Source organism: Kitasatospora sp. SUK 42 (genome assembly GCF_015776785.2).
Taxonomy (GTDB): Bacteria; Actinomycetota; Actinomycetes; order Streptomycetales; family Streptomycetaceae; genus Kitasatospora.
This window is the reverse complement of the sequence record NZ_LFMD02000002.1, coordinates 483,590-498,519: the sequence shown is the minus strand read 5'-3', so window position 1 is coordinate 498,519 and position 14,930 is coordinate 483,590. Positions and strand designations below refer to the sequence as shown.

The window sequence follows — 14,930 nt, the reverse complement described above, 5'->3', positions numbered from 1 at the left end:
GTCCTGGCTGATGCACCCGCTTGGCACTCGCCGGGCGTACTCCGAGGACCACCTGTCGAGGGCGGTGCGGGGCCACCCACCCGCACCGCCCGCCCCCTTCCCACCGGACCAGGAGGGACGCACAGCCATGCCCGTATCCGGCTCCCCACCGCCCGTCGTCGACTCCCTGGCCGCCGTCAGCCCGCAGGCCGCCGGCGATCCGCTGGCCGTCGGCGCCTGGGGTGACGCGGCGGTCAAGTTCGGCAACACCTTCGGCGCCGTCGCGGGCTTCCTCGCGATCCTGCTGCTGGTCTTCCTCGCCGCCGGGCGGGCCCGGGGCCGGCTGGCCCGTCCGCTGGCCGTCCTGGTGTTCCTCGGCCCGGCCGTGCTGCTGATCGCGGTCGGCCTGGTCGTGCCGCTGATCCGTACCGTCTACCTGAGCCTGCACAACGCCGACGGCTCGGAGTTCGTCGGCGGCCGGAACTTCGGCTGGGCCTTCACCACCGACTCGGTGCAGCGGGTGCTGCTCAACACCCTGCTGTGGCTGGTGGTCGCGCCGCTGGTGGCGACCGGGCTGGGGCTGCTGCTGGCGCTGCTGGTGGACCGGATGCGAGGCCAGTCGGTGTACAAGTCGCTGATCTTCATGCCGATGGCGATCTCGCTGGTCGGCGCCTCGATCATCTTCAAGTTCGTCTACGAGTCGCGCGGCCCGGGCCAGCCGCAGATCGGCCTGCTCAGCCAACTCGCCCGCGCGGTGGGCTGGTCGGACCCGCCGAACTGGCTGCTCACCCAGCCGCTGAACACCTTCCTGCTGATGGCGGTCATGGTGTGGGTGCAGACGGGCTTCGCGATGGTGGTGCTGTCGGCGGCGATCAGGGCGATCCCGGACGAGGTGGTGGAGGCGGCCCGGCTGGACGGCGCCACCGGGGTGCGGCAGTTCTGGTACGTCACCGTGCCGATGATCCGCACCACGGTGATCGTCGTCCTGACCACCGTCATGATCATCACCCTGAAGGCCTTCGACATCGTCCGCACCATGACCGGCGGCAACTTCGGCACCCAGGTGCTGGCCAACGAGATGTACTCGCAGTCCTTCGTGCAGTTCGACGACGGGCGGGGCAGCGCCCTCGCGGTACTGCTCTTCCTCGCCGTGCTGCCGCTGGTGGCCTACAACATCGTCCGGCTGCGGAAGGAGCGTGAGGTGCGGTGAACGACCGTCGCGCGGTACGGAGGACCTTCAGCAGCCCGCTGGCCTCGGCGTTCGTGATCGCCGTGACGGTGCTCTGGACGGTCCCCACGCTCGGTCTGCTGGTGACCTCGCTGCGCCCCAAGGAGGCCGTCACCACCGACGGCTGGTGGAACGCCCTGCTCCACCCGGACTTCGGGCTCGGCAACTACCACTCGGTGCTGTTCGAGGGCGGCTCCGGAGTCTCCACCGGCCTGATGCCCTTCCTGGTGAACTCGCTGGCGATCAGCATCCCGGCGACGCTCTTCCCGCTGGTGCTCGCGGCGATGGCCGCCTACGCGCTGGCATGGGTGCGGTTCCGGGGCAGCGACACGGTGTTCTTCACCGTCTTCGCGCTCCAGGTGGTGCCGCTCCAGATGGCGCTGATCCCGTTGCTGCGGCTCTTCTCCAGCGGCGCGCACCTCGGCTCGCTGACGCTGATCCCGGCGGTGGACCTGAAGGGCAGCTACGCTCCGGTCTGGCTGGCGCACACCATGTTCGCGATGCCGCTGGCGGTGTTCCTGCTGCACAACTTCATCGCCCAGCTGCCGCGCGACCTGATGGAGGCGGCGGTCGTGGACGGCGCCTCGCACTTCAGGGTCTTCCGCTCGATCGTGCTGCCGCTGAGCGCCCCGGCGCTGGCCTCGTTCGCGATCTTCCAGTTCCTGTGGGTCTGGAACGACCTGCTGGTCGCGCTGACCTTCGCGGGCGGCACGCCGGACGTGGCGCCGATGACGGTCCGGCTGGCGCAGCAGTCCGGCTCCCTCGGCCAGCGCTGGGAGCTGCTCACGGCGGGGGCGTTCCTGTCGATCATCGTGCCGCTGATCGTCTTCTTCAGCCTCCAGCGGTACTTCGTCCGGGGGCTGCTGGCCGGGTCGGTGAAGGGGTAGTCCGTCCTCGACCTCTGTTCTGAACGCGTTCAGAAGCAACTTTTGAACTTGTTCAGAATGGTCTACAGTCGGCAACGGCCGCGGCGCCGAACGCGCCCGCCGACGGACCGCCCCGAGGGCGGCTTCCGCCTGCCCGTCGACCCCCGAGGGGGACTCATGTCAGGCCTGTCCACGCCTGCCCCGACCGATCCGCCGACCGCGCCCGGCCCGTACCGCGCACCCGGCAAGCCCGCGCCCGGCCCGTACCGCGCGCCAGGCAAGCCCGTGTCACGCGACTCCTGGTGGCGCTCCGGCGACCCGCAGGGCAAGGCCCCCGCCACCCCCCGTACGGTCCTCGCCGCGCTGCTCACCGGACTGCTGACGGCCTGGCTGCTGGGTGACGGCATCGGGGTCGGCCTGACGGTCTGCGGGGTGACCGCGGCCGTCGCCGCCGGTCTCGCCGCCCGCGCGGCCGGTCGCCGGCTCCGGGTCTGGACGGTCCTGTGGAGCGTGCTCGCGCTGGCCCTGCTCGCCGTGCCGGCGCTGTGGGAGGCGGGCTGGCCGGTCGTGCTCTCGACGGTCGGCGCGCTGGGCCTGGCCTCGCTCGCGCTGCACGGCGGCCGCCGCTGGCCGGGCGTCCTGCTCTCCCTGCCGGGCCCGCTCTGGCACTTGGGGAGCGGCGTGCTCTGGGCCGTCGAAGGGATGGCCGAGCACACCGCCCGTGGCCGGGGCCGGATCGTCCCGGTGCTCAGGGCGCTCGCGGTCGCCGCCGTCCTCCTCCTCGTCTTCGGCTGGCTGTTCGCCGGCGCCGACGCCGCCATGGCCGACGTGCTGACCGGCCTCGTCCCCAGCATCGCCGTCGACCAACTGCCCCTGCGCGCCTTCCTGCTGGTGCTCGGGACGCTCACCGCGCTGGGCCTCGCGCACATCGCCGCCGGCCCGCGCCGCTGGGACCGTACGGTGGTCCGGCCCGGCCGGGCGCGCGGCCGGCTGGAGTGGGCGCTGCCGCTGACCGCGCTCAACCTGATGTTCGGCGCGTTCGCGGTGATCCAGGCCGTGGTGGTGCTCGGCGGCGCGGACGCCGTCCTGCGCGACACCGGCATGAGCCGCTCCGAGTACGCGCGCCAGGGCTTCTGGCAGCTGTCGGTCATCACGGTGCTGACCCTGGTCGTGGTCGCGGTCGCCAAGCGTTGGGCCCCTCGCGCCACCTCCGCCGACCGCCGGCTGACGCGGATCCTGCTCGGTGCGCTCTGCGTGCTCGCCCTGGTGGTCGTCGCCTCGGCGCTCGGCCGGATGTGGTTCTACGTCGACGCCTCCGGACTGACCCGGCTCCGGCTCTGGGTGCTGGTGGTCGAGATCTGGCTCGGCGTCGTGTTCGCGCTGCTGATCGCCGCCGGGCTGACCCGTTCGGCCGGCTGGCTGCCGCGCGCCGTGGTGCTCAGCGGTGCGCTGACCGCCGTGGCGTACGGGCTGATGGGGCCGGACGCGATCGTCGCCGAGCAGAATGTCGCCCGCTTCGAGCGCTCGCACCAGATCGACCTGCGCAACGTCCGCACCCTGTCCGCGGACGCCGTCCCCGCCCTGGACCGCCTGCCGGAGCCCCAGCGGACCTGTGCGCTCGAACTGATCCGCACCGACCTGGTGGACCATCCCGTGCCCTGGTACGCGAGCAGCCGCTCCGCCGCCCGGGCCCGCGAACTCCTGGCCGCGGGGCCGCTGTCCGACGGCGGGCGGGGGAGCGGGAAGGCCTGCGCCCAGGCGGGGCTGCGGTTCGACGGACTCCTCTGAGCGCCGGACGGACGACGGGCCGGACGGGAGCACACCGCTCCCGTCCGGCCCGTCGTCCGTTCCCGCCGCGCCGTGGCTCGACGCGACGGTTCGGCGCATCGGTTCAGCTCGTCGGTCCAGCTCGCCGGTCCAGCGGACCGGCGCCGTGGATCGGCCGGTGGATCGGCTCAGTGCATCGCGACGCCGGCGGTCTCGCTCGGCAGGTCGCCGGCCTTCGCCTTGATCGCGAAGAGCGCGACCAGCAGCGCGACCGCCGCCAGTGCGGCGCCCACGATGAAGCCGTGGGATATGCCCTCGGTGAGGACCGAGTTGGCGGCATCGGTGCCCGCCGGGAAGTCCTGGTGGTCCTTCAGGTAGCCCAGCTGCTCCGGTGTGGCCGTGGCCATGAACTTCGGCAGCTGCACCTTGGCCTCGGCGGTGGCGTAGTGCGCGAAGACCGTGGTGAGGATCGACAGGCCGAGCGAACCGCCGATCTGCTGCATCGAGTTGAGCAGGCCGGAGGCGGCGCCGGTCTCCTCGCCGGGGACGCCGGCGACCGAGAGCAGCATCACCGGGACGAAGATCAGGCCCATGCCGAAGCCGAAGACCACCGTGGGGCCGAGCACCCCGTCCAGGTAGCCGCTGTCCTTGCCCATCTGGGTCAGCCAGGTGAGGCCGACGGTGACCAGCAGCGCGCCGCCCGCCATGAACGGCTTCGGGCCGTACTTGGCCTGCAGGCTGGACGCGATCTGCGCGGCGGCGATGATTGCCACGCTGATCGGCAGGAACGACACACCCGCCTTCAGCGGGCTGTAGCCGAGCGGGCCCTGCACGAACAGGACGACGTAGAAGAAGATGCCGAACATGGCCGCGGCCAGGCAGAGCATCATCACCAGGCCGCCGGTGCGGTTGCGGTCGGCGAACAGGTGCAGCGGGGTGATGGGCTGGGCGGTCCGCTTCTCGACCACGAAGAAGGCGGCCAGCAGGATCGCACCGGCGGCGAAGGAGCCGAGCGTGACGGCGTCCGACCAGCCGTCCGAGGCGGCCCGGATGAAGCCGTAGACCAGCCCGACCAGGCCGAGCGTCGAGGTCAGTGCGCCGGGCAGGTCGAAACGGCCCGGGTGGCGCTCGGACTCGGTGATGTAGCGCGGCGCGGCGATCGCGATCAGGATGGCGATCGGCACGTTGACGAAGAACACCCAGCGCCAGTTCAGGTACTCGGTGAGCAGACCGCCGGCCAGCAGACCGATCGCGGCGCCCGAACCGGCCACCGCCGAGAACACGCCGAACGCCTTGTTGCGCTCCGGCCCCTCCTCGAAGTTGGTGGCGATCAGGGCGAAGGCGGTCGGCGAGCAGATCGCGCCGCCGATGCCCTGGAGTGCCCGGGCGGCCAGCAGCAGGCCGCTGTCCTGCGCGAACCCGCCCAGCAGCGAGGCCAGGCCGAACAACAGGGTGCCGAAGATGAACACCCGGCGGCGGCCGAGGATGTCACCCACGCGACCGCCGAGCAGCAGTAGGCCGCCGAAGGTCAGCGTGTAGGCGTTGATGACCCACGACAGGTCGGTGGTCGAGAAGTTCAGCGCGTCCTTGATGTGCGGCAGCGCGATGTTCACGATGGTCGCGTCGAGCACCACCATGAGCTGCGTGGCCGCGATGACGGTCAGGGTGATGCCCTTGCCCCCGCCCTGACTGCCCTGGGGTGATGCGTTCTTGCTGAGCGTGTCGGAGATAGCCACGAATGTGCCCCCTGCTGGCTATGTGCGCGGTGCCTGGTACTCGGTCGAAGTCCGGTCGACCCGCCGGACCCGGGTGTGCTGCCGCGCGGCGGCGCGGTCTAGGAAGGAACGGTCCCGTTCACTAATCTGGACGATATCCTGGCTTGATAGTGAACGCAAGCGTTCCTTAGGGAGGGTGGTGATGGCGATGGATCGGTTGGTGAGGCGCCTGGTGGCGGACCGGGCATCCGGTCGGGCGGCGGCCAGGACTGGGGAGGGCGCGTGCCCGTCGGCGGCCGCGCCGGCGCCCGGAGTGGCCGCGACGCCGGTGTCCCCCTCGGGTGGGGCGACCCCCGCGAGGGCGGTGTCCCCCGCGGTGGCGGTGTCCCCCGTGGCTGCGTCGCTCGGGGTGGTGGAGTCCGGGGCGGAGCCGGAGCCGCTCTGTCCGGTGCGGATCGCCAGGGAGGCCCTGGCGCGGCCGGTGCGGCGCCGGGGGAGGGAGTTGGAGAGCGCGATCTTCGAGGCCGTGCTGGACCAGCTCACCTCCGGCGGCTACGCGAGACTGACGATGGAGGGCGTCGCCGCTGCGGCGCGGACCGGGAAGGCCGCGCTCTACCGGCGTTGGGCGTCCAAGGCCGACCTCGTCGTCGACGCCCTGGACGCCACTCTGTCACGCCCTCACGACATCCCCGACCTCGGGGCCGCCCGTGCCGAATTGCTGCAGCTCATCGAGGTGTTCGTGGACGCGATGGGCTCCCCGGCGGGCACCGCCCTGCAAGCGCTGATGGGCGAGCTCTCCCAGCAACAGGCCGAGGTGTTCAAGGACTTCATCGTTCAGCGGGTGATCGAACCGACCAAGGAGGCCATCCTGGACATCCTCCGCCGCGGTGTCGAACGCGGGGACGTCCGGCCCGGCGCGGTCACCCCACTGGTCGCCGACGTGGTCCCGGCGATGCTGATGTTCCAGGTGAAGGCCTGCGACCGGGACCGGCTGCCGCCCGACTTCGCGGTCCGGCTGGTGGACGACGTCCTGGTACCGCTGATCCGGCAGCCGTAGGGCGGGCTTAGGCTGGAGACCGCCCCCACCGGAACGGAACACCGTCATGCCCATCGTCCCGCCGACGCACTCCGTCGAACGTTCGCTCCGCCGGGCCGGCGCCAAGGTCGTGGTCGGCCTGGACGAGGTCGGGCGCGGCGCCTGGGCCGGGCCGGTCACCGTCGGCGCGGCCGTCACCGGGTTGCGCAGGGCGCCGGAGGGGCTGACCGACTCCAAGCTGCTCACCGAGCTGCGCCGCAAGGCGCTCGCACCGGTCCTGGCCGACTGGGTCACCGCGTACGCGCTCGGGCACGCCTCGCCGCAGGAGTGTGACGAACTCGGCATGACGGCGGCGCTGCGGCTGGCCGCCGTCCGCGCGCTGGAGGCGCTGCCGGTCGAGCCCGACGCGGTGATCCTGGACGGCAAGCACGACTACCTCGGCGGCCCGTGGCGGGTACGCACGGTGATCAAGGGCGACCAGTCCTGCATCTGCGTCTCCGCCGCCTCGGTGCTCGCCAAGGTCCACCGTGACGGGCTGATGGCCGAACTGGGCGAGGCGCACCCGGAGTACGGCTTCGCGGACAACGCCGGCTACCCGTCCCCGGTGCACCGCGCCGCGCTGGAGGAATACGGCCCCACCGAGCAGCACCGGCTCTCCTGGGCGTACATGGACGCACTGCCCAAGTGGCGGCACCTCAAGCGCGGTCGGGACGTCGTCGGTGCGGGCCAGGGGTCCGCCGACGAACAGTTGACGCTCGGTTTCTGACGTTCCGTCTGGAATTGCCCCGGGCGGGGGTGGCAGGTGCCCGGCGCCCAATGGGTGGGGTGCCCGTGCGCGTCCGACCGGCATTTGATAGATATCCGGGTATGCCTGTCTTCCCCGAGGAGCCGGAGATTCACGAGAGCCTCCCGGGCCCCGGCGTTCCCTTCCCACGCGAGTCGGACGCACAAGCCCTCCACACGCCTGCCACCGGCGGCGCACCCACCACCGCACCCACCACCGTCACCGTCGCACCGCTCCCGGTGCCCGGACCCCGCCCGGGCCCGCCGCGCCCGGCGACGCCGCGTGCCGACCGTTCGGGCCTGCCGCGTCTGATCCCCAAGCCCGGACCGGCACCGCGCCGCCCGGCTCCCGCCACGCCGCAGGTCGAGGTCCAGCGCGTCGCCGCCACCCCGGCCCAGGCGCTGGACCGGGCCGACGACACGGTCGACCAGTTGCTGGACTCCGGCCGCAACCCGGGCGACATCCTGGTGCTGACCGTCGGCGAGGCGCACCCGTGGCAGCAGCACGAACTCTCCTTCGGTGAGGAGCGCTACTGGGCGCAGCTCACCGAGGGCGGCGACGTGTTCTACGCCGACGCCGCGCTGACCCGGCCGGTCCGCCGCGAGGTGGTCGTCCTGGTGGTCAACGGCGGTTCGGCCGCCCGGGCGGCCGAGGCGTACACCGAGGCGATCGGCCGCGCGACCGCGCTGCTGGTGGTCTGCGGGGAGGCCGGGCCGGTTGCCGCGGATGCGGCCGGAGCCGCGCCGGGGCGCCCGGTCAAGGCCTGACCGCTCCCCGACCGCTCACCCCGCCGACGTCTGACAGTCGTTCCCGTTCCGGGCCCGGTGCCGTACGGTGCCGGGCCCGGGGCCCGTCCGGTGCCCTGCTGGCGGACCGGGTGCTGCCGGCGTTCGGCGAGTGCCGGTCCGGGGCCCGTTCGTCGGGCGGCCGTTCGTCAGGCGGGTGTTCGCTGGGCGGGTGCCCGGCGGCGCCGCTCAGCGCGTGCCGGTACGGCGGGTCGGTTCGACGTTCGCGACCCGCGCCTGGACCCACGGGGCCTCGGGCTGCGGGGGGCGCTGCGGACAGTCGGCCCGTTTGGCCTGCTCGGAGGCCTGCTGTCGGGCGCGCTGGCTGCGCGGGGCGTCGTCGAGCGCCGATCGCGGCGGCAGCTCCGTCACGGTGTGTACCGGCCCGTCCGCCCACGACCCCGCGTGCGGATTGCGCCCGCCGCGCCCGTCCCCGAGGATCTGCCAACCCGCCGGGGTGAGTCCGATGTACGCGCCGCAGCGCAGCCCGTGCAGCACGGCCGCGTCCCGCAGCGCCCACATCCAGGCGCCGTCCTGCTCCGTCCAGCCGGGCGCGCCGTCGCGGCAGCGCAGCAGCACGGCCGTCCGGGTCGGCGCGGGTCGTCGCAGGTCGTGCGGGATGATCCGGCGCAGATGCGCCAGCAGGGCGTTCCGGTGCTGCCAGCCGTCGGTGTCGTGTGGCCAGGGCGTGAACGAGGCCGAGGCGGCGAGGTGGTGGAGCGCGTCCAGGACGGCGACCACGACCGTGCCCGGCTGGGGCAGGTGACGTTGGTGCAGCTCCAGGACGAACTCGCGCGGGTCGCGCAGTAACGGGATCCCCGAGGCGGTCCAGGTCTCCAGGTCCAGCAGCCGTCTGGGCACCGAACCTCCGGAGAGGGGATGTTGACCTCGGCCGATACCGTTGATCACGATCCTCCTTCCTGGCCCGTGGGCAGGCGGGTGCCTGGGTACGCCGAAGGGCGGGTCCAACGGACCGAGTTTCGGGTACTCCCCAATTCTCGGGGCAACGGGGGCGGAGCGGCAACGATGAAATGATGAACGCCACCCGATAGCCCATGTTCTGCCGGATATGTTCCACGGCCGCCCGAGCTCCGCTCAGGTGCCGCCCGGCCTTGATCCACAACGTGCGGAGGGTGTGGCGAACCGTCTTCGGCATGGCGGGCACTCCTTTCTCGGGTCAGGTCTCCGATGTGATCGAAATCGCTTCGCGGGCTCCTTTCTGTTAGGCCATTCGAGTGACGGTGGCGGTGCTCGCGGCGGCCGGTCGCCGCCCGCTCACCCCTGCACGGCCAGCACCAGCGGCAGCACCGCGCTCGCCCCCGCCCGACGCAGCAGTCGGGCGGCCACGGTGACCGTCCACCCCGAGTCCACGAGGTCGTCCACCAGCAGCACCGGCCCGCCGGCGGCCGCCACCGCCTGCTCCAGCTCCGGCGGCAGGCACAGTGACCCGGCCAGCGAGTGCAGCCGCTGCGCGCTGTTGCTGCGGGCACCGTGCGGCGGCAGCCCGCCGGCGTACTCGATCCGGCCGAGCAGCGGCATCCGCCCGATCTCGGCGATCCGCGCGCCGAGGCTGCCGACCAGCTGCGGGCGGGTCGAGGAGGCCATGGTCACCACGCCCACCGGCCGCTCCAGCCGGACGTCCTCCGCCGTCGCGGGCCCGGCCCAGCCACCCGGGCCGCGGGCCCAGTCGGCGAGCACGGCCACCAGCGCGTCCACCGCCTCGCCGGGCACCGGCACGTCCGGCGCCTGCTCCGCGAGCAGGGTGCGCAGCCGGTTGCCCCAGCCGATGTCGGACAGCCGGCCGAGCGCCCGGCCGGTCTCGGCCTGCTCGCCCGCCGGGATCCGGCCCTTGAGCGATACCCCGAGCGAGTCCATCCCGGTGGGCCAGAGGCGGCGCGGCTCGAAGCTCACCCCCGGGCGGCCGAGGGCGGCCCGGGCCGCGGCCAGCGTCTCGGCGGAGACCTCCGGGGTGTGCAGCGGCCCCGCGCAGTTGTCGCACCGCCCGCACGGCGCGGCCCGCTCGTCGTCCAGCTGGCGGCGCAGGAACTCCATCCGGCAGCCGGTGGCCGCCGCATACTCGCGCATCGCCCGCTGTTCCGCCTCCCGGGAGGCGGCGACCTTGGCGTAGCGGGCGGTGTCGTACTCCCAGCTCTGCCCGGTGGCCGTCCAGCCGCCCTTGACCCGGCGGACGGCGCCGTCCACGTCGAGCACCTTGAGCATGGTCTCCAGCCGGGCGCGGCGCAGGTCCACCCGGGGCTCCAGGGCGGCGGTGGAGAGCGGCCGGCCGGCCTCGGCCAGCGCGTCGATGGTGCGGCGAACCTGCTCCTCCGGGGGGAAGACCAGCGAGGCGAAGTAGCGCCAGATGGCCTCGTCCTCGCGCCCGGGCAGCAGCAGGACCTCGGCCCGGTCCACCCCGCGCCCGGCCCGGCCGACCTGCTGGTAGTAGGCGATCGGCGAGCTGGGCGAGCCCAGGTGCACCACGAATCCGAGGTCGGGCTTGTCGAAGCCCATGCCGAGCGCGGAGGTGGCGACCAGCGCCTTGACCCGGTTGGCCAGCAGGTCGGCCTCGGCGGTGCGGCGCTCGGCGTCCTCGGTGCGGCCGGAGTAGGAGGCCACCGGGAAGCCGCGCTCGCGCAGGAAGGCCGTCACCTCCTCGGCCGCGGCGACCGTCAGGGTGTAGACGATGCCGGAGCCGGGCAGCCGGTCGAGGTGGTCGGCCAGCCAGGCGAGCCGCTGCGCCGGGTCGGGCAGGGCCAGCACGCCCAGGGTGAGGCTTTCCCGGTCGAGCGGCCCGCGCAGCACCAGGGCGCGCTCGTCGGTGGTGCCGGTGCCGAGCTGCTCGGCGACGTCCGCGGTGACCCGGGCGTTGGCGGTGGCGGTGGTGGCCAGCACCGGGACGCCGGGCGGCAGGTCCGCGAGCATGGTGCGCAGTCGCCGGTAGTCGGGGCGGAAGTCGTGCCCCCAGTCGGAGATGCAGTGGGCCTCGTCGACCACCAGCAGGCCGGTCGAGGCGGCGAGTTTCGGCAGCACCTGGTCGCGGAAGTCCGGGTTGTTCAGCCGCTCGGGGCTGACCAGCAGGATGTCGACCTTCCCGGCGGCGACCTCGGCCTGGATCTCGTCCCACTCCGCGGTGTTGGCCGAGTTGATGGTGCGGGCGTGGATGCCGGCCCGGGCCGCCGACTCGACCTGGTTGCGCATCAGGGCGAGCAGCGGGGAGACGATCACCGTCGGCCCGGCGCCCCGGGCGCGGAGCAGGGCGGTGGCGATGAAGTAGACCGCGGACTTCCCCCATCCGGTGCGCTGGACGACCAGGGCGCGGCGGTGGTCGACCACGAGGGCCTCGATGGCCGTCCACTGGTCCTCGCGCAGGGTGGCGCCGGGGCCGGCCAGCTCGCGCAGGACGGCTTCGGCCCGCGCCCGGACCTCGGCGCGGTCGGCGGTGGTGGTGTGGGTGTCGGGCTGCTGCATGGCGTCGATGTAACCCCATGCGGCTGACAAGGGGCGAATGCGGGTGGGGCGGGGGAGCGGAAGGCGGGGCTTATTTCATCCGTTGATCAGCTGAACGGTTGTCAAAATCCACTCGCGAGAGCGGGTTTCATGTACTCCGAATGGGCGACGAGAAATTCGGGGGCGGGGTTATCCACAGGAAAGAAGAAGTTTCCGGGGCCGTTGTCGGATCGCGTCCACTCTTGCGGCCATGAACGCGATGAACAACGAACACGTCATCCTGTCCCTCGGCCCGGCTTCCGAGCAGCGGCCGGTCGTCATGCGCGGTCCGGCCGACATGGCCGAGCTGTTGCCCTACTTCCTGGGGTTCTACCCCGACGACAGCATCGTCGCGGTGGGCCTCCAGGGCCCCGACCTGCACCAGGGCGGGGTCATCCGGGCGGACCTCCCGGTCTCGCCCGCGGACTGGCCGGCCGCGGCGGAGGAGACGGCAGCCCTGCTGGTCGCCCTCTCCGAGCGGCACGGCAGTCGGCCGCTCCAGGTGCTCCTCTACCTCTGCCAGGATCCGGCCGCGGCGCACGCCCCGCCGGTGGTCGCCGGCCTGCGACCGCTGGCGGACGACCTCCGCGCGGCCTTCGGCCGCAGGGGAGTGGCGGTCAAGGAGTCGCTGTGCGTCTCGGACGGCCGCTGGTGGTCCTTCCTCTGCCGCCGCGAGGGGTGCTGCGATCCGGCGGGCAACCCGGTGCGGCGCGGGCCCGATCCGGGCCCGGCGGCCGCCGCCGCGACGGTGGCCGGACTGGTGCCGCGCGGCAGCCGGAAGGCGATCCTCGGCGGGGTGGCCCCGGTGGGTCCGCCGCAGGACGCCGTCCAGCGCGAGGCACTCGCCCGGGCCGAGGCCGCCGCAGGCTCCGTCTCCCGGGAGCAGGGTATCGAGCTGCTGGAGCAGGCCTTCGCCGAGTTCGCGGCCGGTGCCCGGGAGCTCGACGAGGAGCGGGCGGCCCGGCTGCTGCTCGCCCTGCGGGACCGCCTCACCCGCGACCGCGGGGTCGAGCGCGTCCGGCCCGCCGAGCTCGCCCCCGCGGAGCGGCTCTGGCGCTTCCTCGCACGGCGCGCCGTGCCGCCGTACGAGGGCTGCGCGGTGGCCCCGCTCACCCTGCTGGCCTGGGCCTCCTGGGTCGCCGGGGACACGGCGACCGCCCGGGTGGTGCTCGGCCACGCGCTGCGGCTGGCCCCGGGCTACCTGCTGGCCGAGCTGCTGTACGAGTCGATGAACGACGGCATGACGCCCGGGGCGTTGATGGCCGCCGTCGAGGCCCAGCGACGGCGACGCGAGGAAGGCGCGGCCGCGCCCGTGCCCGAGCCGGCGCCCGACGGCAAACCGGAGCCGTCGCCCGCCCCGGCCGCGGGCGGAGCCTCCGAGGGACGGTCCGGTTCGTCCGGTGGTGCGCGCCGACGCCGACGGGGCGGGCGGCGGAAGGGCGGGTCCGCGGCGCCGGCCCCGGCCGACCCCGGCCCCGGTGGCGCCGAGCGCTCCGAGGGGCCGGGTCCAGATGCGGGCCGGGCCGGGCCGGGCGCCCTGCTCGTGGCGCCCGGGTGCGGCCCGACCCGCGCGGAGAGGCCCGCCCGAGGTGTGCGGCTCGGCCGGGTGGCGGCCTGCGCATCGGCCGCCGTCCGGTCCGGTACCGGGGTCCATCGGTGCCGCGGCACCCGGCAGGCGGTGAGAGGAGCCCGCCGTGCGCACTGATCCACTCGCCGCCCCGTCGGCCGGCAGGCTGCTACGCCTCGCCGCGCGCCACCTTGATCAGCCGGTCCAGCACCTTGCCGCCGCTCAGCCGCAGGCCGTCGTGCTCCCACTCGTTGGTGATCCAGGTCCGCAGACCGCGCACCGCGCGGGCGGTCGCCAGCGAGTCGGCGGTGTCCACGTACATGTCGTCGTGGTACACCGCCGCCACGACCGGAACGGTGTTGGCAGCCAGCCGCGCCGGGTCGTACAGGTCGGGCCAGTCGGTGCGGGCGGCGAGCAGGTCCGCGGTCTCCTTCAGCGGGCGCAGCGCCGGGTCGGTGTCGAACATCCAGGGGTAGATCATCTCCCCGGTGAACAGCACCGGGGCGCCGGACTCCAGCGCGGCCCGGGCGTCGAACTGCGGGAACTCCTTGCGGATCCGCTCGGCCGACCAGGCGGTGCCGCCCTGGTCGACGGAGCGCTGGCCGTAGATCGACTCGTGCAGCACGGCGTACAGCGGGCCCTCGGCGAAGGAGATCCGGGCCTGGACGCCGGCCAGGAAGGTGTCGGAGAGCTCGGCCCCGGCCGGGCCCTCCACCCAGGCCTCCTCCAGCAGGTAGTGCAGGGTGCCCGAGCCGCTGCCGCCGCCGAGCATCAGCCCGAGCCACTGGAAGGCCTCGACGGTGAGCAGCCCGCCGCCGGGCAGGGCGGCGGGGGAGTCGGCGAGGTGGGCGGCGATCCGCCGCACGGCTTCGACGTCCTGCGGGAACCGGGCGTAGTGGTCCTCGTTCTTGCGGACGACGCGCGGGTAGGCGGCGCGGTAGACGTCGTCGGCCGAGCTGCCGAGGCCGGAGAGGCCTCCGGTGATGAAGGCCTCGGTCAGGCCTTCGGGAGCGAAGGAGAGGTAGGTCAGGGTGCAGAAGCCGCCGAAGCTCTGGCCGAGCACGCTCCAGCGCCGGTCTGCGCCGAGCAGTCGGTGGCGGATCAGCTCGGCGTCCCGCACGATCGAGTCCGCGCGGAAGTGCGCCAGGTAGTCCGCCTGCTCCTGCGGGCCGCCGCGCCGGGCGAGGGTCTGACGGGTCGCGGGTGTGGACCGCCCGGTGCCGCGCTGGTCGAGCAGCAGCACGCGGTAGTCGTCCAGGGCGCGGTCCAGCCAGGCGTCCCGGCCGAGCGGGCGGGAGGCCTTGCCGCCGGGCCCGCCCTGGAGGAAGACCAGCCAGGGCAGGTCGTCCTGCTCGCGTCCGGCGGCCACCACCTCGCGGGCGTACACCTCGATCTGCTCGCCCTCGGGGGCGGAGTGGTCGAGGGGGAGCTGGAAGGCGTGGTCGGTCGTGACAATCCCGGGCAGCCGGCTGGCGGTGGACATGCAACTCCTCGGTCTCTGCTGGTCACAGCGTTTGCGTCGCGGCTCACGGGGTCACCGGGTGCGGGCGCCGCGACCCCCGCACCGTATCCTGGCGGCGGTCGAGCACCCGTTCGACCGCCCCGCCCACCCGGCCGGGCGGCCCGCACCGGCCGAGGCGCCGGGCCAACAGGCTCTGGAGCGGGCCGAGCCGCGGACGGCGCCGGGCCTGCGACGAGGCCCCGGTGACGGGCCCGA

The 14,930-nt window shown here is 73.7% G+C and carries 11 protein-coding genes; 7 read left to right on the top strand and 4 right to left on the bottom strand.

Annotated features, from left to right (window positions below; translation table 11 throughout):
• Positions 1 to 127 precede the first annotated feature (127 nt).
• The 3 genes from RZ50_RS02090 (at position 128) to RZ50_RS02080 (ending at position 3,861) form a co-directional block, all read left to right on the top strand.
• On the top strand, positions 128 to 1,189 hold the full coding sequence (locus RZ50_RS02090) for a carbohydrate ABC transporter permease (RefSeq protein ID WP_217680196.1): 1,062 nt from the start codon (positions 128 to 130) through the stop codon (positions 1,187 to 1,189).
• Positions 1,186 to 2,094 (top strand): carbohydrate ABC transporter permease, encoded by a 909-nt coding sequence (locus tag RZ50_RS02085; RefSeq protein ID WP_196952175.1) that lies wholly within the window; start codon positions 1,186 to 1,188, stop codon positions 2,092 to 2,094. Before RZ50_RS02090 ends, RZ50_RS02085 begins: the two co-directional genes overlap by 4 nt.
• A 156-nt stretch (positions 2,095 to 2,250) precedes the next feature.
• A complete protein-coding gene (locus RZ50_RS02080) occupies positions 2,251 to 3,861 on the top strand; it encodes a DUF4153 domain-containing protein (protein WP_196952176.1) in 1,611 nt (536 codons plus the stop codon).
• Positions 3,862 to 4,028: 167 nt separating this feature from the next.
• Here RZ50_RS02080 and RZ50_RS02075 read toward each other — a convergent pair whose 3' ends face one another.
• Positions 4,029 to 5,576: an MFS transporter gene (locus RZ50_RS02075; RefSeq protein ID WP_374199858.1), complete on the bottom strand. Its 1,548-nt coding sequence runs from the start codon at positions 5,574 to 5,576 to the stop codon at positions 4,029 to 4,031.
• 370 nt (positions 5,577 to 5,946) lie between these two features.
• Here RZ50_RS02075 and RZ50_RS02070 point away from each other — a divergent pair, with 370 nt between their 5' ends.
• From RZ50_RS02070 to RZ50_RS02060, 3 genes are all read left to right on the top strand, one after another.
• Positions 5,947 to 6,612 carry a TetR-like C-terminal domain-containing protein gene (locus tag RZ50_RS02070; protein WP_308271213.1) on the top strand — a complete coding sequence of 222 codons (666 nt, stop codon included), beginning with the start codon at positions 5,947 to 5,949 and terminating at the stop codon, positions 6,610 to 6,612.
• A 46-nt stretch (positions 6,613 to 6,658) separates the two neighbouring features.
• On the top strand, positions 6,659 to 7,357 hold the full coding sequence (locus RZ50_RS02065; protein WP_196952177.1) for a ribonuclease HII: 699 nt from the start codon (positions 6,659 to 6,661) through the stop codon (positions 7,355 to 7,357).
• Between the two features lie 257 nt (positions 7,358 to 7,614).
• The gene (locus RZ50_RS02060) at positions 7,615 to 8,142 is read left to right on the top strand and encodes a hypothetical protein (RefSeq protein WP_308271211.1); all 528 of its coding nucleotides are present in this window, start codon (positions 7,615 to 7,617) and stop codon (positions 8,140 to 8,142) included.
• Positions 8,143 to 8,349: 207 nt separating this feature from the next.
• Here RZ50_RS02060 and RZ50_RS02055 read toward each other — a convergent pair whose 3' ends face one another.
• Together RZ50_RS02055 and RZ50_RS02050 are read right to left on the bottom strand one after the other, a co-directional pair.
• Positions 8,350 to 9,021, bottom strand: a complete 672-nt coding sequence (locus RZ50_RS02055) for a hypothetical protein (protein WP_308271209.1) — start codon at positions 9,019 to 9,021, stop codon at positions 8,350 to 8,352.
• A gap of 414 nt (positions 9,022 to 9,435) precedes the next feature.
• Entirely contained in the window at positions 9,436 to 11,628 is a 2,193-nt protein-coding gene (locus RZ50_RS02050; protein ID WP_196952179.1) for a RecQ family ATP-dependent DNA helicase, read from the bottom strand.
• A 229-nt stretch (positions 11,629 to 11,857) separates the two neighbouring features.
• Between RZ50_RS02050 and RZ50_RS02045 the strand changes: the two genes are divergently transcribed.
• Positions 11,858 to 13,351 carry a DUF4192 domain-containing protein gene (locus RZ50_RS02045; protein WP_217680193.1) on the top strand — a complete coding sequence of 498 codons (1,494 nt, stop codon included), beginning with the start codon at positions 11,858 to 11,860 and terminating at the stop codon, positions 13,349 to 13,351.
• Between the two features lie 31 nt (positions 13,352 to 13,382).
• On the opposite strand, the gene RZ50_RS02040 is transcribed toward RZ50_RS02045, so the two are convergent.
• Positions 13,383 to 14,696 (bottom strand): alpha/beta fold hydrolase, encoded by a 1,314-nt coding sequence (locus RZ50_RS02040; protein ID WP_196950770.1) that lies wholly within the window; start codon positions 14,694 to 14,696, stop codon positions 13,383 to 13,385.
• Positions 14,697 to 14,930 lie beyond the last annotated feature (234 nt).